21 protein-coding genes are annotated in these 24,210 nt (G+C 47.0%); 10 read left to right on the forward strand and 11 right to left on the reverse strand.

What is annotated here, in order from left to right; all coding sequences use genetic code 11:
* Positions 1–2: 2 nt before the first annotated feature.
* The 4 genes from RSX24_RS10975 to RSX24_RS10990 all read right to left on the reverse strand — a co-directional run bounded on the left by RSX24_RS10975 (position 3) and on the right by RSX24_RS10990 (position 2,903).
* Positions 3–713: a TVP38/TMEM64 family protein gene (locus RSX24_RS10975; protein WP_343260591.1), complete on the reverse strand. Its 711-nt coding sequence runs from the start codon at positions 711–713 to the stop codon at positions 3–5.
* 192 nt (positions 714–905) lie between these two features.
* The gene (locus RSX24_RS10980) at positions 906–1,325 is read right to left on the reverse strand and encodes a DUF3995 domain-containing protein (protein ID WP_339278209.1); all 420 of its coding nucleotides are present in this window, start codon (positions 1,323–1,325) and stop codon (positions 906–908) included.
* 2 nt (positions 1,326–1,327) lie between these two features.
* Positions 1,328–1,894, reverse strand: a complete 567-nt coding sequence (locus tag RSX24_RS10985; protein ID WP_343260592.1) for a TetR/AcrR family transcriptional regulator — start codon at positions 1,892–1,894, stop codon at positions 1,328–1,330.
* Between the two features lie 181 nt (positions 1,895–2,075).
* Positions 2,076–2,903 (reverse strand): helix-turn-helix transcriptional regulator, encoded by an 828-nt coding sequence (locus RSX24_RS10990; protein ID WP_236414071.1) that lies wholly within the window; start codon positions 2,901–2,903, stop codon positions 2,076–2,078.
* Positions 2,904–3,045: 142 nt separating this feature from the next.
* Here RSX24_RS10990 and fabF point away from each other — a divergent pair, with 142 nt between their 5' ends.
* Positions 3,046–4,293 carry a beta-ketoacyl-ACP synthase II gene (fabF, locus tag RSX24_RS10995; RefSeq protein WP_343260593.1) on the forward strand — a complete coding sequence of 416 codons (1,248 nt, stop codon included), beginning with the start codon at positions 3,046–3,048 and terminating at the stop codon, positions 4,291–4,293.
* Positions 4,294–4,417: 124 nt separating this feature from the next.
* On the opposite strand, the gene RSX24_RS11000 is transcribed toward fabF, so the two are convergent.
* On the reverse strand, positions 4,418–5,101 hold the full coding sequence (locus tag RSX24_RS11000; protein WP_343260594.1) for a TetR/AcrR family transcriptional regulator: 684 nt from the start codon (positions 5,099–5,101) through the stop codon (positions 4,418–4,420).
* A 142-nt stretch (positions 5,102–5,243) separates the two neighbouring features.
* On the opposite strand from RSX24_RS11000, the gene RSX24_RS11005 reads away from it, so the two are divergent.
* From RSX24_RS11005 to RSX24_RS11020, 4 genes are all read left to right on the forward strand, one after another.
* Positions 5,244–6,596, forward strand: coding sequence for an MATE family efflux transporter (locus RSX24_RS11005; RefSeq protein ID WP_343260882.1), 1,353 nt, complete (start codon positions 5,244–5,246; stop codon positions 6,594–6,596).
* Between the two features lie 344 nt (positions 6,597–6,940).
* Positions 6,941–8,545: a type 2 periplasmic-binding domain-containing protein gene (locus RSX24_RS11010; protein WP_343260595.1), complete on the forward strand. Its 1,605-nt coding sequence runs from the start codon at positions 6,941–6,943 to the stop codon at positions 8,543–8,545.
* A gap of 91 nt (positions 8,546–8,636) precedes the next feature.
* Positions 8,637–9,527, forward strand: a complete 891-nt coding sequence (locus RSX24_RS11015; protein WP_236414064.1) for an ABC transporter permease — start codon at positions 8,637–8,639, stop codon at positions 9,525–9,527.
* A 15-nt stretch (positions 9,528–9,542) separates the two neighbouring features.
* Positions 9,543–10,433, forward strand: a complete 891-nt coding sequence (locus RSX24_RS11020; protein WP_343260596.1) for a carbohydrate ABC transporter permease — start codon at positions 9,543–9,545, stop codon at positions 10,431–10,433.
* Between the two features lie 90 nt (positions 10,434–10,523).
* On the opposite strand, the gene RSX24_RS11025 is transcribed toward RSX24_RS11020, so the two are convergent.
* The 5 genes from RSX24_RS11025 to RSX24_RS11045 form a co-directional block, all read right to left on the reverse strand.
* Positions 10,524–12,284 carry a cache domain-containing sensor histidine kinase gene (locus RSX24_RS11025; RefSeq protein ID WP_343260597.1) on the reverse strand — a complete coding sequence of 587 codons (1,761 nt, stop codon included), beginning with the start codon at positions 12,282–12,284 and terminating at the stop codon, positions 10,524–10,526.
* Positions 12,285–12,293: 9 nt separating this feature from the next.
* Positions 12,294–13,928 (reverse strand): response regulator, encoded by a 1,635-nt coding sequence (locus RSX24_RS11030; protein ID WP_343260598.1) that lies wholly within the window; start codon positions 13,926–13,928, stop codon positions 12,294–12,296.
* Positions 13,929–14,142: 214 nt separating this feature from the next.
* Positions 14,143–14,517 carry a VOC family protein gene (locus RSX24_RS11035; protein ID WP_343260599.1) on the reverse strand — a complete coding sequence of 125 codons (375 nt, stop codon included), beginning with the start codon at positions 14,515–14,517 and terminating at the stop codon, positions 14,143–14,145.
* The gene (locus tag RSX24_RS11040; RefSeq protein ID WP_343260600.1) at positions 14,518–15,036 is read right to left on the reverse strand and encodes an SRPBCC domain-containing protein; all 519 of its coding nucleotides are present in this window, start codon (positions 15,034–15,036) and stop codon (positions 14,518–14,520) included.
* Positions 15,037–15,064: 28 nt separating this feature from the next.
* Complete coding sequence (locus tag RSX24_RS11045; protein WP_236414053.1) at positions 15,065–15,412, reverse strand: ArsR/SmtB family transcription factor; 348 nt, start codon at positions 15,410–15,412, stop codon at positions 15,065–15,067.
* 338 nt (positions 15,413–15,750) lie between these two features.
* On the opposite strand from RSX24_RS11045, the gene RSX24_RS11050 reads away from it, so the two are divergent.
* The 4 genes from RSX24_RS11050 to RSX24_RS11065 all read left to right on the forward strand — a co-directional run bounded on the left by RSX24_RS11050 (position 15,751) and on the right by RSX24_RS11065 (position 21,506).
* Positions 15,751–18,327, forward strand: a complete 2,577-nt coding sequence (locus tag RSX24_RS11050; protein ID WP_343260601.1) for a glycosyl hydrolase — start codon at positions 15,751–15,753, stop codon at positions 18,325–18,327.
* Positions 18,328–18,606: 279 nt separating this feature from the next.
* Positions 18,607–18,897, forward strand: coding sequence for an ArsR/SmtB family transcription factor (locus RSX24_RS11055; RefSeq protein WP_343260602.1), 291 nt, complete (start codon positions 18,607–18,609; stop codon positions 18,895–18,897).
* Between the two features lie 74 nt (positions 18,898–18,971).
* Positions 18,972–20,153 (forward strand): MFS transporter, encoded by a 1,182-nt coding sequence (locus tag RSX24_RS11060; RefSeq protein ID WP_343260603.1) that lies wholly within the window; start codon positions 18,972–18,974, stop codon positions 20,151–20,153.
* 18 nt (positions 20,154–20,171) lie between these two features.
* Positions 20,172–21,506: an ISL3 family transposase gene (locus RSX24_RS11065; RefSeq protein WP_438286822.1), complete on the forward strand. Its 1,335-nt coding sequence runs from the start codon at positions 20,172–20,174 to the stop codon at positions 21,504–21,506.
* A 105-nt stretch (positions 21,507–21,611) separates the two neighbouring features.
* Here RSX24_RS11065 and RSX24_RS11070 read toward each other — a convergent pair whose 3' ends face one another.
* Complete coding sequence (locus RSX24_RS11070) at positions 21,612–22,535, reverse strand: ArsR/SmtB family transcription factor (RefSeq protein ID WP_343260883.1); 924 nt, start codon at positions 22,533–22,535, stop codon at positions 21,612–21,614.
* Between the two features lie 172 nt (positions 22,536–22,707).
* On the opposite strand from RSX24_RS11070, the gene RSX24_RS11075 reads away from it, so the two are divergent.
* Positions 22,708–24,198, forward strand: coding sequence for a glycoside hydrolase family 43 protein (locus tag RSX24_RS11075; RefSeq protein WP_343260605.1), 1,491 nt, complete (start codon positions 22,708–22,710; stop codon positions 24,196–24,198).
* Positions 24,199–24,210 lie beyond the last annotated feature (12 nt).

Consider the following 24,210-nt stretch of genomic DNA (forward strand, 5'->3'; position numbering starts at 1 on the left):
CGTTACTTCCCATCGTAACTGTTCAACGTATTTGAAGTGTTCTGTTTGGTTTGCTTTCTCCAAACAATCTGCTTTCGTCCGATCAAAAATGCGATGACGATGCACCACCCCAATGTCATGAGCAGAAAAGTCAACAGGGATGCAGCGACCTCTCCCTGGCTGATGATTGAGCCGATCATGACAAAGAAAACAATTTTAGGCAGCGAACCGAGCGTGGAAGCGATGATGTACGGTTTATACTTCGCCCCGGCAGCTCCTAACAATAAACTGATTGCTTCAATCGAGAACGGAGTAAGCCTTGCCCAGAACATGCCTGAGAATTCATGTTGTTTGTAGGTATTGAACCATTTGCTCCATTTGTTTTCCTTCGATATGAAGCGAGCAACCGTTTTTCTCCCAGCCTTGATGCCTATAAAATAAGTGATCGTCATCTCCAGCACCAGGCCCAGCAGGCAAAGAAGTGCTGCCGTTTCCATAGGAAAATATATTCCAGAAGTAACGTAAACCAGTTGAATGGGCAAGAAAAAAAGGATGGATTTAACGAGAGACAGTCCCCACAGGACGGCCCAAACGATCCACCACTCCTTGGGTTCCAACAGCCACCCTTTAAGATCAATATGCTGGAATGATTCCCAAGAATAAAAAAGTACAATGAGTCCGATCAATAGGAAACCAAACTTGACTAAACGGGAGTTCAGCATCCATTTAAACATGGGGTACACCATGCCTTCTCTTCACGTGAGTCACCTCCAACAATGATGCGCGGTCCCTTTTTAATAATCCATGTACCATACCGACACTGGCATACAATGAAATTTTCTTAAGATGTCGATGGTTTCCTTTCTATTCTATGCGAAATTTAAAGGGAATGCATACAAACTGTGCTGTTGACCTGACTAAGGCATCTATCTCATCAATAGAGTCACCCAAAGGATCGCGATGAACAAACATAGCGGGGAATAAAGTCGTGTATCCCAATGGGCAAACAACGTTCCTTTTTTCTTTTTAAAGAAACCGACCCAATGAAAGTCTCCAATCGTTCTGATGAAAAACACGAGCGCGATGATCCAGCCGCCGGTGCTGACCATCCATTCTGCCAGAATGAAGGTATGAACAACCTCCCCAAGAGCTAATGCAATGTATCCTGAAAAAATTAATGCTCCTGCCACAAAGGCGGTGCCTGCTTTCTTCGGTTTGAACAACAATTCCGAGCCATTGCTTGGAATAGCCGCCAAAGCTCCGAATTTCCCGCCTACGATCCAATAGATATGTAGACCGCCGAGTAAAAATAAAATCGTTCCCAGCATCCATGCCATCACATTCATTGTCATCCCTCCAAAGATGAACTCAACAATTGAGCTTTCAGCGTGTCGATATGCTGTTGCAATTCGTACTTTTCCACCTGTCTGTTTTTGAAGCGCTCATACCAGCCTAAATAATAGTGGTATAGGATAAAGGCTTTTTGTTGGGCGTTTAAGGTCGTCATCCCCATGCTTTCTAAAACTTGCACAGCGTAATCGATCCTTGTTTGCTCAATCTTCTCCAGCATCTCTTGGAAGTTTGCATGGTTACTCCCCAGCTTTCGGAAGAAAAACAAAAAGTCACCTTTACCCGTTGCAGAGAACATTTGCTGGAGCAAATAAGTTAATCGATCCTCCGGATTTATGGCCAAGGAGGACTGAAGGATGACCTCATTGGTCGATAGCTCGACCCATCGTTCCACCAGTTTGGTGATATACTCGTTCCGATTTCTGAAGTACCAATAAAAACTGCTCTTGCTGCAGCCCAATTCCGATGACATTCTCTCGATGACCAGGCCATCCAGCCCGGATTGCGAAAATTTCTCGATTCCGAGCTGGATCCATTGCTCTTCTGTAACTAGCACCTTTGGCAAGAAGTTCCTCTCCTTTTTCTGTACGGTATCGTACAGAAATTTTGGGATTATTATACAACGAATCCATCTTACTGTCCAACTGCTCCATGAGCATGGTGTTCTTTTAAACGAGAATACGCCGCGACCACAGTAAAAAAAGCCGCTAAATTAGCGACTTTCAATGGAATCACGAAGCTCTCTCTTACATCATGCTGATCAATTTTTCTTCCGTTTTTTTGTCAGGCGTGTAAATGCTGCAGCGCAAATCATGTTCACCGTACACTTGAAGGGACGTTAGCTCAAATATCATTTTTCCTGCTTTGGCATGCCTGAACTCCAGGTGCACATCCGGGGCATAATTGACAGGGCTCTGCTTCCACATTTCATCGAATTCGGGATGACGCTCTTTCATGTTATTCAGAAACTGTTCATACCACTCATCTTCAACATGCTGGCCATAATACGAACGAAACATCGCAAGAAATTCATTGGCAAATTGCTCCCAATTCACGGCCAAACGTTTAAATTCCCGGCGGGAGAACAGCAAGGATATCATATTCCGTTCTTCATCGGGAAGCTGATCAAAGTCCAGAAATACATAGGCGGCGGCCCGATTCCATCCTACAATTCGACACTTTCGATCCGAAATGATGGCCGGACAATAGCTTAACTCCGTAATGATTTTTTCCAAAGAAGGACTTACGATTGGCGGCCGTTCTTTCATGGGAGAAGAAGCTGTACTCCCCGCCTCCAATGATAAGGAGTATACATATCTCCGCTCATCGGCAGTTAATTGGAGCGCGTTAGCCACACTGTCCAGCACGGAAGAAGAAACCTTGATCTCTCGCCCTTGTTCAAGCCAGGTATACCACGTCGTGCTCACCCCTGCCAGTTGGGCGACTTCCTCTCTTCGCAGCCCTGGCGTTCTTCTTCGCTGACCTTCCGGAAAACCTGCGGATTCGGGAGAAATCCGGGCACGTTTTGCTTTTAAAAATGTCGATAGTTCCTGCAGTCTGACTTGACGGTTCATTACTGGCCTCCTTGTACGCTTTTATACGGAAATGATGATAGTAGTAATTATACTAGGATAAACTACAACTTGTAATAGGATACATACCATGACATGATATCCGTAAATCACAAATTTATTTGCGTTCAGGAGGATCTGATTTATGGAAAGAGTCGTAATTACAGGAATGGGCGTAATCTCCCCTCTCGGCAACAATGTAGAACAATTTTGGTCTAATCTTATTAAGGGTAAATCGGGGATTTCTGCATTGGATATATTGGATTCATCCGATCATAAAGTGAAGATTGCCGGTGTCGTTCGTGATTTTGATCCGACGTTGCTCTTTGGCATCAAAGAAGCCCGCAAAATGGATCGATTCTGTCAATTCGCCCTTGCAGCTGCGGAAGAAGCCATACAGCATTCGGGTCTGGATCTGGATACGGTGGATAGAAATCGAATGGGCGTCTATGTAGGATCAGGCGTCGGAGGAATTCAAACGTTGATGGATCAAAGCCATGTCCTTAAACAGCGGGGACCGGGGCGAATTAGCCCCACCCTTGTGCCCATGATGATTTCAAATATGGCGGCGGCATTCATCAGCATTCGATACGGAGCGAAAGGCTCCACCATGTCGCCTGTAACCGCGTGTTCGATTGGAAATACCGCGATCGGAGAAGCCTTTTACAATATCCAATCCGGACGTTCGGACGTCATTATCGCAGGTGGAGCGGAAGCGGCCGTGACCGATATTGCTTTGGCCAGTTTTGCCAATGCAACCGCATTGTCCACGCGAAATACGGAACCGGAACGGGCGAGCCGTCCATTCGATGCCAATCGGGATGGGTTTGTGATGGCAGAAGGCTCCGGCATCCTGATTATCGAATCCCTCACGCATGCTCTGCGAAGAAAGGCCAATATCCTTGCGGAAGTCATCGGTTATGGAGCTAGTTCAGATGCCTATCACATGGTTGCTACGCCGCCTGACGGCGAAGGTGCAGCAAGAGCGATGAGTTCTGCTTTGTCGGAAGCACAGCTTTCCCCCGAGCAGGTAGATGTCATCAGTGCCCACGCAACGAGTACAGTGGTTGGAGACCGCTCTGAAACAGCAGCGTTAAAACAGGTTTTTGGCAAACAGGCTTATCACATCCCCGTGACTGCCAATAAATCGATGACAGGCCATATGTTTGGCGCTTCGGGGGCGGTAGAAGCCATTGCCCTCGTAAAAACCTTGCAACAGGGTGTCATCCCGCCGACGATTAACCTGGAATCGCCAGATTCCGAATGCGACTTGGATTATGTTCCGAATCGCGCCAGAACGGCAAATGTAAAGATCGGTATGTCAAATTCCTTTGGGTTTGGCGGGCATAATGCCTCCATCTTGTTAAAAACCGTTGATGATCTTATGATTTAAAGAAACTGCAGCCGGTTCCGCCTTGCCTTTCCGTTAACGTGCGTATGTTTCTTGCGGATTATATCATTGCAAAATTTCATAACAACCGCCCATCCGATCGCCGGATGAGCGGTTTTTTTACGTTCTATTTCTTTTCATGCTCCTTAATCACCTGCTCGATTCCCAGCAGAATCAGCTTCAGGCCGAATTCAAACGCCTGATCGGTCCCCATCACCTCAAACAGCCCGCTCTTGTACATCCCACGGAACAATCCCGCTTCTGCTTCGCTCATCGAGTCCAGAAGAGCGGTCATCTGCCCGCCCGGAACAACTCCCTCGTCCTCCAGCATCACGGTAATATTGCGCTGATGCTGATAATCATCCAGAACGAAGTAGAACACATAGTTCGTAAGCGTAATCACGGCTTGCAATTTCTGCTCTTGCTCAAGTGGCGTCGATTCGATGCAGAGCAGCATCCTGTTGGTGAATCGGATCATGTCCGGCTCATGAGGCAGCGTCATCATCATGAGCTGTGTGGAGCAGGGATACCGGCTGAGCACATTTCGTATCGTGACGGCAATTCCCTCCATCTGCTCTTTCCAATCCCCATCGGAGTGGAACTCCTCCAGAATGATTTTCGATATCTGGTTGGCCAGACGTTGGTAGAGATTCTGCTTGCTCTTAAAGTACCAGTATATGGACGGAGCCTGTATTCCCAAACGGTCGGCCAATCGTCGCATGCTGAATTTCTCGATGCCCTCCTCCCCCAGAAGCGCCCACGAAGCTTCCAATATTTTATCTTCCGAGATTTGAGGCTGTTGTTTTTTCATCCATTACCCGCCCTTTTATCTAACAGTGTAAGTTTTACTTTACAGGTTCATACGTTCATGATATCATCTTACACCGTAAGGTACAATCTAACACTGTTAGATTGCCATAAGAACAAAATACATGAAGAAAGTAGTGATCCGCATGGATGCAGAACATCTCCATTACTTTGAAAAAGCACCGATCACCAAAGCCGTAGCTCATTTTGCGATTCCCATGATGCTCGGCACATCAATGAATGTCATATACTCCATCTTGAATGCCTATTTCCTGGGGACGCTGGGCAATACGGCCATGTTAACCGCCCTTGCGCTTACCTTGCCTTTATTCGCCGCCATTATGGCATTAGGCAGCTTGATTGGCATGGGCAGCGGTACCTTCATCTCCCGTCTATTGGGTGAACACAAGTATGATGACGTAAAACATGTGTCTTCCTTTGCCTTTTATAGCAGTTTAGTTCTCGGTTTGATCGTGATGGCCGTCGGCCTTCCGTTAATCGATCCGATCGTTCATGGTTTGGGAGCAACGCCGGAAGCTTTTGAATTCACGAAACAATATGTCACCGTGATGCTCATCGGCTCACCCTTCGTGATTTTATTTTTCACGCTGGAAAATATCGTGCGCTCGGAGGGAGCAGCCATCACATCAATGGCTGGGATGATCCTTAGCGTGGTCGTAAATATCATTCTGGATGCCGTGGTCATCTACGTCTTTCATTGGGGCATCATCGGCGTGGCATCGGCCACGGTCATCTCCAACCTGGTTGCGAGTGCGTTCTACGCCTTCCATATGGGAACAAAAAGCCGTTTCCTGACCATCTCGTCCAAATGGTTCAAGGTCAGCAAGGACATTCTCGGCAATGTGCTCAAAATCGGCGTTCCCGTGTTTATTATGAGTATCTTCCTGGGTGCCATGTCACTCGTGCTCAACCATTTTCTTGCCGATTACGGAGATCAAGCCGTGGCGGGGTACGGAATATCATCACGTTTGCTGCAATTCCCCGAGTTTATTTTGATGGGTTTATGCGAGGGAGTCGTGCCGCTCATCGCTTTCACTTTTACGGCGAATAAACTGCGGATGAAACAAACGATAGGATTTACGATCAAAACCATGGTTGCGTTAGCCGTCGGCTTCGGCGTCATCGTTTATCTGATCTCCGATCATTTAATCGGATTGTTTACGAGTGATCCGCAGCTCATTGAAATGGGCAGCTACATTCTTCACGTAACGTTTTTATCCCTGTTCATCTCAGGAATGACGACGCTGTTCACGGGTATTTTCCAGGCAACAGCACAAGGAACCGCCGCATTTATCATGTCCATTATTCAAGGCGTTACCTTGATTCCGGTGCTCTATATCGCCAATCATATGAACGGTTTCCACGGCGTGGTCTGGTCGCTCGTCATTGCCGATGCTGTGGCATTCCTTGTGGGTGCGATCATGATGTTTCTTCTGCGAAACAAATTGCAGCCGGAATTTGAAGCTATTGCGCAGTAAAATTTCCATCGGTAAAGGCGAACGCTTCGCTTCTCCAGATTGGTACTGCCTTTCCGTTTAACGTGTGTTTGTTTTATTTTGGCTTATATCATTGAAACAAGTTCTTGTCCCCAATTGGGGATTGGAGCTTGTTTTTATACATACACACAAGTGTAGTCCGTAAAGAAAAGTATGGAAAAAGTAAAAAAATTGCATGCTCCCCTATTTGTATTGTTCCACGTCAGATCAACAGGTAAAAAAAGTTGTGGATATCCGTCAATAACTTTTATACCACTCTGTCCCTTCCACCTTTACAATGTGTTCAAGCAAGTCTTCACTGAAATCATTTCATAGGGGGAACGAGCATGGCCAAGAAAACGAAATCCTTGATTTTGACTTTATGCATGTCCACCATTCTTATGACCGCGTGCAGTAATGACGGCAGCACCGGCAAAAATCCGACAAGTTCAGACTCGGGTAACGCTGAATCAGGAACGGTAACTATTCACACGGTAACCTCCGAGTACACGTCCGCAAAGTATCCGAAGGGCGATGATATTACCAACAATGTTTGGATCCGGCGATACAAAGAGAAACTGGGTGTTGAAGTCAAAACAGACTGGGTGAGCGATGAGTATAATACCAAATTGAACTTGGCCATTTCCTCGAACGATCTGCCCGATGTATTTCGAGTTAATCCATCCCAACTGCAGCAGTTAATTGAAGCGGATATGATCATGGATCTTACGGATGTCTTTGAGCAAAATGCTTCGGAACGTCTTAAAGGGTATATGGAGGCGGATGCTGACAGTTTCGAGTCGGGGAAAAAGGACGGCAAGTTATATGGAATCCCACAAATGCACTGGGGATTGATCGAACAGCCCGACTTTATCTGGATACGGAATGATTGGAAGGAAGAACTTGGTTTGGAAGATCCGAAAAATATGGACGACGTCAAAAACATTGCGCTGAAATTGATGGAGAAACACGGCGGGTATGGCATGGCGGTTGACCAATCGTTGGATTACCTTAACTTGCTCGCCATTGGCTGGAACGCCCATCCGGATCTGTGGATCGAAGACCAGAGCGGGAGCTTGGTATACGGTTCGATCCAACCTGAAATGAAAGCGGCGTTAGCCGAATGGGCAGAATGGTACAAACTCGGCATTATCGATCCGGAATTCGCGATCAAAGACTTCAACGCCATGAACGCAGATATCGTCGCCGGCAAGGTTGGCATGCAGCCGTATTATCAATGGTGGGGGTACAATCCTGGTGTAGATACGGTGGCCAATTTGGGCAAGGACGCCATCTTTTACCCTTATACCATTCCTACCGTCGACGGAAAAGAAGCCAAACAATCGATTTTCTTTGCAAATAACAATTATGTGGTCATGAAAAAAGGCTTCGCGAATCCAAAAGAGGTCATCGACATCTTGAACGATTATGCCTATATCGTCGATGAAGGTCAGGGCAAGGAATCCAAGGAAACGTTATCCGCCCTGCTGGACAACGATATCGCTCATGTCGTCGGTGCCTTCCGTGTGCTCAACCCGAACTCCGACTACGAGCAATACGAGGCCGTATCCGCGGCACTTCAATCCGAAGACACCAGCGGCCTAACCACTTCGGGCATGTGGCAGAAATATAACAATAGCGTCGAGTTCATGAAGAATGCAACGCCAGGAGCCGTCGGCGATTATTTGCAGCAAGGTGCTCCAAAGAACGCGTACGGTCTTGCCAAGAAAGTCCTTGACGACCAAAACTACATTAAGACGGCACTGTGGGGAGTAACCCCCGAAGTGCTGGCAAGCTACGGCACAACTCTGGATGACCTTTTGACGGAAGGGTTTACCAAGATCATCATGGGTACGGAAAGCATTGACTATTTCGATGTGCTCGTCCAGAACTGGAGAGCAGCTGGCGGTGACGAGGCTACCAAGGCCGTGAATGAAGCCTACGGAAAATAACGAGCCATACTCCAAACGGGATGAGCCTGTTCTCGTCCCGTTCTCTATTTGAAGGACAGAAGCTCATCACATCAGAAACGGAGGAATTCGAATGCTGAGAAAATGGAGACAGCAAAGCTCCTACCATCTCATGCTCATCCCAAGCTTGGTCTTGGTGTTCATTTTTAGCTACATCCCTTTCTACGGACTAATCATTGCGTTTCAGAAATACAATCCGGGCCTTGGATTCAATTCACCTTGGGTGGGCTGGGACAACTTTACACATGTGTTTAGTCAACCGAATTTCGTGAGAACCATCTGGAATACGCTGTACATGTCCGCGTTCAAAATCGTCGGAGGTATTGTCGTTCCCGTTATTTTCGCTTTATTGCTGAACGAAGTGATACACAGTGCCGTCAAACGTACCTTCCAAACGCTCGTATATATTCCGAACTTCCTGTCTTGGGTCATCATGGCCGGAATCATGCTGGACATCCTGAGCGCCGACGGCATTATTAACACGTTTTTGAGCATATTCGGGATTGCCCCCATCTCTTTTCTCGGCACACCCTCGATCTTTCCATGGACCATGATCGTGAGCGACATCTGGAAAGGCTTCGGCTTTGGCACCGTGGTGTACTTGGCAGCGCTGACCAGCATTGACCCGGGGCTTTATGAGGCCGCAGTGATTGACGGAGCCAAACGCTGGAAACAAACGATATATATTACACTGCCTCTCCTTATGCCTACCATTGTGTTAATGACCGTACTATCGCTCGGCAACGTGCTTAACGCCGGCTTTGATCAAATCTACAACCTGTACTCCCCTGTTGTGTATCAGACCGGTGATATTATTGATACCTATGTATATCGTCTAGGGATTCAGCAGGCACAGTATTCCATCGGCACGGCCGTCGGGTTGTTCAAGTCCGTCATTTCCAGCGTGCTCATGGCGCTCTCTTATTTTCTGGCTTACAAGGTAGCCGGCTATCGTATCTTCTAAGGAGGAACCCTCATTATGATCAACGATAAAAGCATGGGCAGGCGCTTGTTTCATGTTGTGAACTACACGATTCTGATTGTAATTTCACTCCTCTGCATTCTGCCGTTTATCAACCTGTTGGCGGTTTCGTTCAGCAGCAGCTCGGCCGTCTCGGCCGGCAGCGTTACGTTCTGGCCTGTCGATTTCTCGACAAAGGCTTATGAATTTGCATTATCCGGAGATTCGTTCTATACCTCTCTCTGGATCGCCATTAAACGCACCTTGCTCGGTACGCTGGTCAATCTCGTTTTAATGGTACTTACCGCGTATCCACTCTCGAAATCGAAACAAAAGTTGATGGGACGCAACATGTATATGGGATTCTTTATCATCACGATGTTATTTAACGGAGGGTTGATTCCAACCTATCTGGTTGTGGTCAAAATGGGCTTGATCGACTCCATCTGGTCCCTGATTCTGCCCGGAGCCCTTCCGGTATTCAGCATGGTCATTCTGATGAACTTTATTAGAGGTTTGCCGGAGGAAATTGAAGAATCGGCCATTATCGACGGTGCGGGACCGATGCAGGTCCTGGTTCGGATTTTACTCCCCCTGCTCAAACCTGCCCTTGCAACCGTCGGTTTGTTTAGCATCGTCGGCCATTGGAATTCATGGTTCGATGGCATCATTTATATGAACAATCCGGATAACTACCCGTTACAGAGCTACCTGCAGACCCTTCTGCAGAGCTTTGAGCAGATCATGTTGAAATCGGGAAGCGATTACACTCAGCTCCTTTCCATGATGAATGCTAGAACCGGACGCGCTGCTCAAATGTTTCTCGGCGCCATTCCGATTTTGCTCGTTTATCCGTTCCTTCAGAAATACTTTACCAAAGGGTTGGTGCTTGGCAGCGTCAAAGGGTAGGCAAAAAAGCTTGCAGCATGGTCTGCAAGCTTTTTTTCAAATTCAATATTACCCAGCCTGCCGATCCATCTTCGGATTCCATCCACAGGCTCATGATTTCGTTTCCGGCAATTCTGGTATGGCAGGCAGCAAAATGGTAAAAACCGTACCTTCGCCAAGCTTGCTGTTCACCTGCACTCCATAGGGCCTGCCAAAGTGAAGCTGAATGCGCCGATGCACATTATGCAGGCCGATCCCCCTCGCTCCCGTATCCCTATCCTCCCTTTCGTCCATCACGTTCCGGATCGTATGATGGTCCATACCGACACCGTTATCGCAAACTTCGACGGCAATATCGCTGCCCTGCGCTTGGATTCGAATGGTGATCACCCCATCCTCTTCAAGATCGGCAAGGCCATGGAAAATCGCGTTTTCGATCAGCGGCTGCAAAATCATTTTGGGCATATAATACGCCGACAATCCATGTTCGATCTCGTATTTCATTTGAATGCTGCCATAGTACCGCACGTTCTGAATGGTGGCGTAATTGGCGATGTTATCCAACTCTTCACGTATCGTTACCAAGGTCCCGTCAGACCTTGTCGCGTACCGAAGCATCGAAATCAGCGCATCCGTCATGTCCACGATTTTGTCAGCCTGCTGCATGGAGGCGATCCATTTCACCGAACCAAGCGTATTATACAAAAAATGAGGGTTGATCTGGGCATGCAGCGCCCGCATCTCGGCTGCCGCCTTCTCCATTTCTTCCTGCTGAACCCTCTCAATCATGCGCTTCAATTCATACGACATTTTGTTAAAACGAATGGACAGGTGTCCAATTTCATCCCGGGAACGGATTTGTTCGACTTGATCGAAATGTCCCTGTTCAACCAAGGTGATATTACGCATTAGTTTCTTTATGGGACGTGTTATGACATGGGATAAAGAGATGGAAATAATCGCAGCAAAGAGGGACATGACCATGGCCAGCATGATCAGATTGCGGCCCAGTATTTTGCCGTCGGCAGTCAACTCATCCAGAGGCATGTACAAGTAGGTCGTCCATTTCTGCTGGCTCAGCGGACTGGTCACTACGACATTTAATGCTTCATCTGGCCGAACATTGTCTCGGAACAACGTGCCGATCAACCTCTCATTGACGTTATATACAATTTTGTCGTCCGCGTCGACGATCATGAACCTTGAACGCAGACCTTCCTGCAAGTTGCGATTGACAATTTCGATAAACTTGATGTCGATGCTCACAACGATGACGCCAAGCAGCCTTCCGGTAGTCACATCATGAATTTTCCGAGCATGCGAGACGGCTAATATTTTATTTTTCAACTGTTGATCGATTCGGGTCGTTAGCGTAATGGTTCGATCTTTGGTATGCATGAATTTTTTGAACCACAGCTCGTTCTGCATGTTGAAGTTTCGGTCGATCGGCTGATTCGGGCTGACGAACAAATCTTGCCCCCCATTCAGGTTGTACAGGTAAATCGAGAATACACGGTCCTTCATCATGATGTAATTCATCAAAATGTCATAAGCGGCATTTTCATTCTGCTCACCCCCGTCCCTCAAAAAATCCTGAATCGGAAAACTTCCTTCATGGGTCGCAGATAAACTGCCGCTAAGTCCGTTGCTGGCCAGCAGCGAAATTTTCTCAATCTCTTTAAGAAACTCGTCAATGCGAATGTTCGTCTGCTTGGTCAGATCGCTGAGCAGCGTGGTATAATTTTGCGCGAGCAGCCGTTCGGAAGAGTAATACGAATTAATCGTCATGACGAATACCGGAAGAATAATGACCGTTATGCAAATCACCATAATTTTGTATTTAATTTGAACCAGCCGGACATGCTTCCTCACGATGCACCTCTATTCGCGAATCACATGGGAGCCTTGCTGCATTTCTCGATACTCCTCTGGACTGACGCCTACCGTTTTTTTGAATATTTTGCTGAAGTAGGTGTAGTTGTGGTACCCTACCTTGTCTGCAATCTCATAAACTCTCCATTCCCTGCTCATGAGATAGCTCTTTGCGCATTCGATTCGAACCCGGGTTAAATAAGAGATAAAGTTCTCCCCTTTCTCCTGTTTGAACATTCGGCTGAGATACGACGGGTTGACGTTGATTTGGTTGGCTACGCTGTGCAAAGAAATGTCCTCGGCATAGTATTTGTCGATGATCTCGATCGCGAGGTCCGCGTAGGTACGCTCCTGCATGACCCGGGAATCGGCCTTGAAATAAATTCCGATCTGAGCCAGCAAAGCTTGATGAATATCATCCCAGCACTCCCCTTTCAGGACGGTTTCGTAGGGCGACTTCTCTGCAAAAGCAGGTTGTGTCCGTTGTGCAGTCCGGGATACATGTGCGTGTATCATTTCCATAACCAGGATGTAGTTTTCACGAATGCTATTTTCATCCGCATGCAGCGCCTCCAGCTCCGAACGGACGGCTTCAAGAAAGGCCCCCGCCTTTTTCTCGTCTTTGCTTATCCATATTTTCAAAAAATCTTGTTCCTGCTGCGCGTTCAGGATCGCATTCACTTCTTTCCGGGGCGGAGCATGGACCACATCTTCATAAAACAGTACCTGTTTGCTGCCTGCGTAGAATCCCTGGCGGAGAGCAGATTCCGCCTCCTGATACGCCTTTCTGATGCTGCCGAAACCCGTTACGGCAGTGCTTACGCCAGCCGTGAGCGTTACATTCATCAAATCTTTGATGGAAGAAAGCAGCTTGTCGCACAGTTTCCTGATATCGGCGCCTACTGATGCACGATCCGGAGGAATGTTGACGATGACCCAATATTCAGATGAACTATCAACGACGATCTCCTTCTCCCATCTGGATGGAATGATCTCCTCCATAATATTTAGAATGGAAAAACGGAGCAGCTTTTCCCCCTTCTCGACATATTTCTTCTTTGTATCCTCGTAATAGTTTACGATAAACTTGATGACCACCAACTTGTCCGATCTCACGCGTACACGCAGCTCTTCGGCCTTCGCGGCAATATCCCCCTCCTCTATGAATCCGCTTACAAGATCATGAAAAAACGTATCCTTTAAATGGTTGAGACTCTGCGTGTACGTATGTGGATTGACGGGCATCCCGGCTTGGCTTCCAAACTCCTTCCGCAGCTTCTGACGAATCGAAGCAAGCAGTTCTGCGAGCGTGGTCTCCGTGATCTCGCTTTTGATCAAATAATCGGAGGCACCTAACTTCAATGCCTCTTTCACATAATGAAGCTCGTCAAAATTGCTCAAAATGACATACTTGCAGGTTTTTAAAGCGTCAGCGGCCCTTTGAATAAGCTGCAGCCCGTCCATGACAGGCATTTTGATATCCGTAATGATGAGATCGGGCGAAACGTCCAGCGCAAGTTCCAGCGCTTCCTTTCCATTCGCCGCTTCACCAACGACATAAAATCCGTGTTCCTCCCAATCAAGCATGGAACGAATGCCAACTCGCATCAGCAATTCGTCATCGACGATCATCAATTTATACATGAAAATCCTCCGATTTCCGTTTTCATAGATTATACTGCACTATACAAAGTGGAGAATTTGGAGCTGGAACAATCAATCCATTATATGCATATTTCAAAATACTAATCCAGACATGGAGCCAAATCCGTTTTCTGCAATCGAGGCAATAGTTGCAATCCAATGGAAAAAAGCCGCTAATTTAGCGACTTTTGACCGTTACGCTGTGCGTGTCCCTCTATTTCTTTTCCATGACGGCGAAGTAGTTCTGCTCTTGATCTGCAAAGTTAAAGACTCTGCCTGCGGGAAGCTCCACGATTTCGCCAACGGTTACGTTTTTGTCTGCCAAGTCACGGTACAACTGGTCGAATTGTTCCGTGTAAAACATGAGAGAAGGCGTTCCCAGATTCATCTCGGGGTTCATTTCGGCAACGAATTCTTTATTATGAAGAACAATGCTGGTTGCCGCCCCCTTCGGAGCCACTTCAATCCATCTCATGGGGCCGCTAACTTCTTCGGAGATGACCTCGAACCCCAGTTTTTCGGTCCAAAATGCTTTGCATTCATCCTGATTGTTGACATATAACATCACTTGCCCAAGTTGAGTAATCATTTATTTAAGCTCTCCTTCCAACAATTCGCTCAAGCGATCCCATGTTTCCGTGATTCCTTGCAGCATGCCCATATCCATCACGATTTGGAGCGCCTCTGGGGACACGTATTCAGAACGGTTCACCAGCTTGGTTTTGCCGCCCAAATCGATAAATTCCATCGTAATCAAGGAAGATGGCAGGTCGTCGTTAACATTGCCCTCGGCATCCGAGAAATAATCGTTGTAGATGATTCGCTCTGGTTCAACGATTTCCTTATAAACGGCTTTACCCCAGGACTCCATGCCGTAAAATTCACCTTGATTCGGATCAACGCACTTCATGCAGTAATGCCACACGCCGCCGGGACGGAAATCGACGGTGCAAACCGGTATTTCCCAGCCTTTCGGCCCCCACCAGCGTTTGAGATGTTCCGGCTCTTTGAACATTTGGAATACGAGTTCACGCGGCGCATCGAATACGCGTTCCAGCACCAGGATGCGTCCACTCTCTACGTTTGAAACCATTTTGTTGTCGGGCATGTTCAATACTCCTCCTTAGGAAAGGAAATTAGTCTTCTTTTTTCTTGTTTTGAATTTCGCGCAAATAGTTGTCCAAATTATCCAAACGTTCTTCCATAATATGCCGGAAGGACTGTACCCAAAAATCCATCGCTTGAAAAGGTTCCGATCGAAGCGCATAGATCCTTCGGTTTCCATCGGCACGCACTTCCACGATTCCGCTATCGCTTAACACTTTCAAATGTTTCGAAGCTTGTGGTTGGCGAATACCCAGACGATCAGCGATTTCGCCAACTGGCAGCGGACCATTGCGCAACAATTGGACAATATTCAACCGATTCGCTTCAGCTAACGCAGTCAATGTTGCTATGTCCATTCCCGGGCTATTTCCGGACATGTTGCTCACCTCTGTTAGTATGGTTTCCCGTCGAATCATCTCCTTGATCCAGGATCATTTCAACTTCTGAGAAGAATATACTTCATCAAGTATATTCCTGTCAAGGAATATTGATACTTTACTTTTTCTGCAGCCTATTCTTGTGCTTCCACGATCTGTGAGAGGCGTATTTTCCCGCTTCATTCTCTTCTTCTCCTAAAGAGCAGCAAATCGCCAACTTTTTATACCATATATTTACAAAGTTTGATGCATATGCTATGTTTACTTTGAAAGCGCATCCATGAGTGGGTTTATTGATCTTTCTTTATCTTATTTCATTTATGGAAAGGGAGATGAGAATGAAAAATCGGCTCAAAAAGGCAAGCGCAATGATGTTGGCCATTACCCTGTTGTTTGGATGGATGACCGTGCCTGTTCATGCAGATGATCCTCCACTCTTCACGATTGAAAGTGAAAACGCTCAGCTCACGTCCGATCTGCAAGTCGTCACTGAAATTTACGGACAACCCAAACCCGGATTCTCCGGGACGGGATTTGTCTGGATGCAAAATTCCGGCACGATCACCTTTACCGTGACTGTTCCGGAAACAGGCATGTACGCGATCTCCACTCGATACATGCAGGAATTGAGTCCTGACGGCAGGCTCCAATATTTGACCGTTAACGGTATCACCAAAGGATCTTACATGCTGCCCTACACGACTGCATGGTCGAATTACGATTTTGGGTTTCACAAGCTGAATAAGGGAAGCAATACCATACAAGTCAAGGCAGGCTGGGGCTTTGCTTATTTTGACACTTTCACTGTGGATCATGCCGATCTTGATCCGCTGGATGTGCAGCCTGTCCTCACCGATCCTGCGGCCACACCTGAAACCCAGCTTCTGATGAATTATTTGACAGAGGTGTACGGCAACCATATCATTTCAGGCCAACAAGAGATTTACGGGGGCGGAAATGACGGAAATACCGAGCTGGAGTTCGAATGGATCCACAATCTTTCCGGAAAGTATCCGGCCATTCGCGGCTTCGATTTCATGAACTACAATCCATTGTATGGCTGGGAAGACGGCACAACCGCTCGCATGATCGATTGGGTGAATACCCGCGGCGGGATCGCGACAGCTTCATGGCATATCAATGTCCCCCGCAAATTCGACACCTATCAACTCGGGGATTTCGTGGATTGGAAAGAAGCGACCTACAAACCGACCGAAACCAATTTTAATACGGCCAATGCGGTTATTCCCGGAACGAAAGAATATCAATATGTGATGCTGACCATTGAAGATTTGGCGGAACAGCTGCAGATTTTGCAGGACAACGGCGTGCCCGTAATTTTCCGTCCCTACCATGAGGCCGAGGGCAATGGCGGGTTGAACGGCGAAGGCGCGTGGTTCTGGTGGGCTTCGGCAGGCGCCGACGTATATAAACAGCTGTGGGACCTTCTCTATACCGAGCTTACGGAGACGTATGACTTGCACAACTTGATCTGGACCTACAACAGCTACGTGTACAGCACTTCTCCCGCATGGTATCCCGGCGACGACAAGGTGGATCTCGTCGGTTATGATAAATACAATACGATCTACAATCGTTATGACGGTTTGTCCGGCGTACCCAACGAAGATGCCATTACTTCGATTTTCTATCAGCTTGTTGATTTGACGGACGGCAAAAAAATGGTGGCCATGACGGAGAACGACACCGTACCGAGCGTACAGAATCTGACGGAGGAAAAGTCAGGATGGCTCTACTTCTGTCCATGGTACGGCGAGCATTTGATGAGCCCTGCCTTTAACGATCCGGCCACGCTGAAAACGCTTTATCAAAGTGACTATGTCATTACGCTGGATGAGCTGCCCGATTTAAAGGTTGACGCAGGAACGCCAAGCGCTTCCATCACTCCTGCACATGTTGAATTTGATAAATACGCGCCCCACCAGAGTGACCAAACCATTACCGTGAATGCCAACGGCAATACGTTGACCGCTCTCCGGTCAGGTACTAATGCATTGACGGCAGCGCAGGATTATACGTTAAGTGGCAGCACGCTGCTGCTAAAAAAAGAGTTTTTGTCCCAATTGCCGGTTGGCCAGCATTCAATCATTTTGGATTTTAATCAAGGGCAAGATCCTGTATTAAAAGTCAGCATTATCGATTCAACGCCAAGCGCTTCGCTTTCGCTCACGAATGCGACATTTGATCAAGCCGTGAACTTGCAGCAGGATATTCCCCTTACCCTGACGTTAAACGGGCATCAACTGACAAGCATCACGAACGGTAATTATACGCTTATACCGGGACAGGATTATACGGCATCCAACGCTTCCGTCGTTCTGAACAAAGGTTACCTTTCCTCATTGCCGCTGAGTCAAAATACGATCACCTTTCATTTTAGCGGTGGAAATGATGCCATTCTTACCGTGAATGTGGTAGACAGCAGTGTTCCTGCGGCCACAGGAGATTTAACGATTCAAGCCTTTAACGGCAACACAAGTGCCTCTACGAACGGGATCTCTCCCAAATTCAAACTCATTAACTCCGGGAATTCAGCGATTTCATTGAATGACGTGAAGCTGCGGTACTATTACACGATTGACGGCGAAGAAGATCAGAACTTCTGGAGCGACTGGGCCAGTATCGGAAGCGCAAACGTGACGAGCAAATTCGTCAAACTGGCAGCTCCGGCGGCCGGGGCAGACCACTATCTGGAAGTTGGTTTCACAACTGCGGCCGGGACGCTGGCTCCTGGCCAGAGTGCCGAAATTCAAACCCGGTTCTCCAAAACCGATTGGTCCAATTACAATCAGGCTGACGACTACTCGTTCCAGGCATCCGGCAGTCAGTTCGCAAACCATGAGCAGGTTACCGGATATCTGAACGACCAGCTTGTATGGGGCATTGAGCCGTAGAAGGAAAATTGAAAACAAGGGGGAGTTGGGGATTTGCGCCTTCTCCCCTTTTTTGGTTTGGGGATACTGCGACGGCCTGTAAAAAGTCCATTGCATTTCTCTATCCCGCTCACTTGAGGCTGAGAACGGGAATGCCTACAAGTTCGAAGGCGTAAAATTTTGGGGTTAACCGGAATTTATGGCGGAAACAAAATCCAAACATTGGACTTAAAAATCGGAGAATATGGTGGTATTTTTCTGAAGACTTGATTTGTAGCGATATCTTAGTACAATGGTTTTATGACTACTCAAAAAATAATAAATGATGAACTCAGAGTCAAAATATTCAAGGCATTAGCCGATGAAACAAGATTGGACATCATACGAGCTCTATACACCAGCAGGAAGGAGATGAATTGTGGAGAAGTAGGAGACATTCGCGATACTACGAAATCGAATACTTCGTATCACTTGCGTGCTTTAAAGGAGGCGAAATTGATCAAGGTACGAAAAGAAGCCCAAACGAAGTATATGAGCATCGATTTGGAGACATTTCAAACTTACTTACCCGGATTTCTGGATACATTGTAGAAAGAAATTCTTTTTTTAATCATTAGTTCAATAATCTTTGAACTATAGAACTAACTATAAAGGGTGAATATAGAATGATCAAATTAACTGCTTTATTTTTCCTGATCATGTTTGTTATCGGTACGGATACGTTTTTGATTTCTCCGCTCATCCCCACTCTTCAGGACTTGTTTCATATCCCGACCGAATATTCGGGTTGGATGGTGGGGTCTTATGCTTTAGGTTATGCCATTTTTGCACTAATTGCTGGACCGCTTTCCGATGGTTGGGATCGTAAAAAAGTCATGCTTTCCGGCATGGTCTGCTTCTCGGTTTCAACGATATTATGCGGCTTTGCCACAGGTTTTTGGTCGATGTTCTTCTTCCGTTTTTTAGCCGGAGTCAGCGCAGCTTTTACGGCGCCTCAAGTCTGGGCCTCCATCCCCGCTCTGTTTCCAACCTCAAAAATCGCCAAAGTATCGGGAATCGTCATGGCAGGCTTGGCTTCATCCCAAGCGTTCGGCATCCCTATTGGAAGCCTGCTTGCCTCCAGCCATTGGTCTTATCCTTTTTTTACGATCGGAGCATGTGCATTACTGGTTGCGGTATTTATCTTCTATGCTTTACCCGAAATGAAGCCGAATCAAAGCCCAAAAACAAAGACTCCGATGTTCAGCAGATACGTCCCGCTATTGAATAGCCGCATGGCGAGAAGGGCTTTCCTCGCTCATTTCTTATTTCAATGTGGATTTTTTGCTGCCTTTTCTTTCATTGGAAAATGGGTGACGGATCGCTTTCACCTTTCCATTGATCAAGCAGGGTACGTGATGTTTTTTCTTGGTCTCGGGAATATCGTCGGGAGCTTCGGCGGTGCCTATGTGATCAAAACGTTAAACCGTTTCAATACGCTGGTTGTGGGCTTTCTTGTCTCTATCGCATGTTTTATGGTTTTGCCTCACTTGCCATCGGTTGCGGTTTTCGAAAGTGTTTACTTTTTCATATTCGTTAATATGGGGATCGCTTTTCCCCTAATATTGGGAATGCTGAATTCATTAAATCCGACCATCCGCGGCACGATCTCCAGCTTGGCCAATTCAATCATGTACGCTGCGACCACGCTCGGTTCTTGGATCGCAGGCCTGATTTACGCGACTTTTAACGGTTTTTCCGCCGTAGGCATGTTTGCGGCCATATGCTTTGCCGGTTCGTTGTTATCTTTCATATTCAGCGGTATTCTGACCAGTCATACGAAAACAAAGAAGGAGTTTGCATCATAAATGATAGAAGAAATTCATATGGATCGTCTGAATCTTTCAAAATTCAACATCCTGAGTATTAGTGAGAATGAATTTGATATTCTAATACAAGTGGTGACGAACTCTCCGCCTTTGGCTTGCCCTCATTGTGGATGTATAGCCAACCTCTACAAACACGATAGCAGGGAACAGGTCTGCATGGACCTACCTATTCACGGCAAGCGTGTAGGCCTTCTTATAAAACGTCAAAGATATCGCTGTAGAGACTGCAATCGAACCTTTTGGGAACACTTAGACCACACCATAGACGAAAAGCGAAACTGCACCAAACGATTATTGTCTTATATAGAGAAGCACAGCCTTAAACGCACGTTTGTCAGCATATCCGAAGAGGTTGGATTGCATGAAAAAACGATACGTAACATCTTTCGTGATTACATCAATCGTCTTAAAGAAACGCATCGATATGAAACTCCTCATTGGCTTGGGATTGGCGAAATACACATCATTAAGCCAAGATGTGTTTTAACCAACATTGAGGAACGTACTTTGTTGGATGTTTTGCCCAATCGTAACAAGGAGACCGTTGTAGATTACCTCTTGCGTCTTCCAAATATAGGGGAAATCCGATACGTCACAATGAATATGTGGCGACCTTATAAGGATGCCGTGAGGGCTATATTGCCAAAAGCTCTTGTCATCGTAGATAAATTTCACGTCGTCCGTTTGGCAAACCAAGCGTTAGAAACCATACGTAAGCAGATCCTTGAAGGATTATCGCCAAAAGCACGCCGCAAGCTGATGCACGACCGTTTTATCCTCCTCAAACGCCATATAGAGCTTACAGAGACGGATAAAATTACGCTTGACCTTTGGACAAAAAATCACCCTCCTCTTGGCACTGCTTATGACTTAAAGGAATCATTTTTGGATATTTGGGATTGTGATAACAGACAGACGGCATTTCTTAAATACAACGAATGGAAAGTTAAAATACCAACTGAACTGCAATCCGCTTTTGAACCACTTACAATGGCTATGAAGTACTGGGAAGAGGAAATATTCGCCTGCTTCGAACATCGCATTTCAGATGCTTATACGGAATCTCTAAATAGCCTTATTCGAGTCATTAATCGTTTAGGCAGAGGATACTCTTTTGAAGCCCTGCGAGCCAAAATACTTTTTACAGAGGAACTTAAAAAGCAGCGTATGCCTAAGAACCAGAGACGGTTTGACAGCTACGATCTACGGGAGGATAACTTCCCGATGTTTAATATGCCGCCTATTGAAGTTGTTCGAGAGCCAGAAGAAATAATCTTCCTGGGCGTCGATTTTTCCACCTTGATCGAGAAATTGGAGAAGGACCAGCTATAAGCCCTTCTCCCTTATATCTCCTTGCAGGAACTATGAAGTGAAGCCCGAGTAATCTCCATTTTGAGTACACCCCCCAATCATCGAGTTTCGCGCATCACGCCATTCTCATAAAAGCGTATCTTTTTTCTGGATCGTTCGGATGACGATATCTTGATTGTGGTTTCCGAAACCGGCCCCATACAATGTCAACCCGCCGACATTAGCGGCATGCTCCTCGACGGAAAAACGAAGCGTCCAGAATAACTCTTCGAGCTTGACGTCTCTGATCGTTATGTTGGACATCCACTCGCCATCCATATACGTTCCCGCATGATCGATTCGAATCGTTTTCAACAATCCGTACTGGTTCACGTTTCTATGCCACCATGGGGGCGTATATTTCCCGCGGGCAGCTCTGCCGAAATCGGCAGGACTGGTCCAGGTTCCAAGTCGCACTCCATTAAACGCAAACGTAATGTCGGATGGCCAATCATCCCTCAATCCCGGCGCCTCGGAAGCGATTTCCATCGAAATTTCAATGGCGTCGGCCGTCTCCGCGGGCAGCAAGTAATTAGGCGTTTTATATTCGACATATCCTCTGCCAAACCATAAAATGGCCGCGTGAACACGTTCGGGATCAAGGAAGTACCGGGGATCGTCCCATACTCCGATTTCCTTCTCATGAGTCCCGAGCCCGCAAGTCGGATGCACCTCAAAAGCCGTATAATGCCCTACCGAAATCGTCTGTTCCTTCACGATATCCCTGACTGATCTGGCTGACGGCAGTTCGATCTCGATCGATTTCTGCTTCAGGAAACACATTTTATGCGTTCCGCCGTTGAGCCGAATTCTTCGGCTGCCGACCAGTTCAGCTTGCTCCAGTTTCCGTACGTGCATTGTCACGATGGAAGGACTAAGCTCCAGCCTGTCGGCGATATCCTTCACATTCATTTCGCCATCGGAGATGAGGTCCATGATCCTCCACCGCACTTCGCTTGCCAAGGCTTCATATAACAGCATGTATTTCAAATCTCCGTTTGCTTTCATTATTCGAAACTCTCCTTGTTCTCGTTGTTGAAATCTCATTTATATGAATCCAATGGATTTTAGTTGCAGATTCCATCACGGATTATTGTAAATTCACACGCTTTGTTGTTTAATTTTGATGATACCAATGGTTTGAATTCTTATCAACGTGAATTTAGTGAGGTGCATATTTAACATGAACTACAATAATCCTGTAATTAAAGGATTTTATCCGGACCCAAGCGTCTGCAAAGTAGGCGACACGTATTATCTCGTATGCAGTTCGTTTCAGTTTTTCCCTGGCGTCCCCCTTTTTGAAAGTAAAGATCTGCTCAATTGGACGCAAATCGGGCATTGCCTGACTCGGACAAGCCAGGTGCAATTGGCAACGGTAAGCAGCTCCGGCGGCGTTTTTGCCCCGACGATCCGTCATAACAACGGGCGGTTCTACATGACAACGACCAATGACACGACCCGGCAAAATTTCTATGTGTGGACAGACGATATTTACGGTGAATGGTCGGACCCTGTTTACGTCGATCAAGGCGGGATTGATCCCGATTTGTATTTCGAAGACGGAAAAGCATTCTTCATGAGCAACGGCACGGATGAGCATGGCGTGGGCGGCATCATTCAGTGTGAAATCGATATCGAAACCGGCCGCAAGCTGACCCCAGGCCGCGTGATTTGGAGCGGAACGGGTGGTCGTTATTTGGAAAGCCCTCATTTGTATAAAATCAACGGAACGTATTATCTCATGGCTTCCGAAGGGGGTACGGAGTACGGTCATATGGTCACATATGCGAGAGGAGACTCCCCTTCTGGTCCGTTTGAAGCCTATCCGCACAACCCTGTGCTGACCAATCGCAATTTGGGTGGTTACGAGCTGCAGGGCGCCGGTCACGGGGACCTGGTTCAGGATGATCGCGGAAATTGGTGGATGCTGCATCTGGGCTTCCGCCAGATCGGACGCTGGCTGACTTATCACCATCTGGGACGGGAAGTGTTTCTTACTCCGGTTACTTTTGGTGAAGATGGGTGGTTTACGGCAGGACAGGATGGCACTACGCTGACCAGCTTCGAAACCGACCGGATTCCGGACGCCGTCGTGCAACAGGAGAAAACGGTATATACGTTTGAAAATACGGATTGGAACCTGGATTGGTGTTACCTTCGTCACCCCGATCCTGAACAATATGAACTTGCGTCCAACAAAGTTACGCTTAAAGGTACAGATATTACGTTGGATACGCCGCTATCCCCTACCTTCATCGGCTTACGTCAGAGAGATTTCAATGCGGTCATCACTTGCGACGTGACTTTGACGGACGGAGAAGCCGGCATTACGCTTTACATGGATGAAAATCACCATTATGACCTGGCCTTCCGCAAAGTCGGGAACGAGTACAAAGTGGCCAGACGGTTGAATGTCGGCGACATCAAATCCGTGGAGTCGGAGGAAAGCATAGGGACAAGCAATCACGCGACGCTGATTATCCGGGCAAGCGCTGAACGGTACGCCTTCCTGTTCAATTCGGACGGCAAAAATGTCGTTCTGGGGACGGCCCAAACCAGATACCTTTCTTCTGAGGTTGCCGGAGGATTTACAGGCGTACTTATCGGTCTATATGCAAACGGGAAAGGGTCGGCGGCAACGTTCACGAATTTTCAATGCGAGTATCATTGAATTCATATCGGT

Origin of the sequence: Paenibacillus hubeiensis (assembly GCF_032334105.1) — a bacterium.
In the GTDB taxonomy this organism is placed as follows: Bacteria; Bacillota; Bacilli; order Paenibacillales; family Paenibacillaceae; genus Paenibacillus; species Paenibacillus hubeiensis.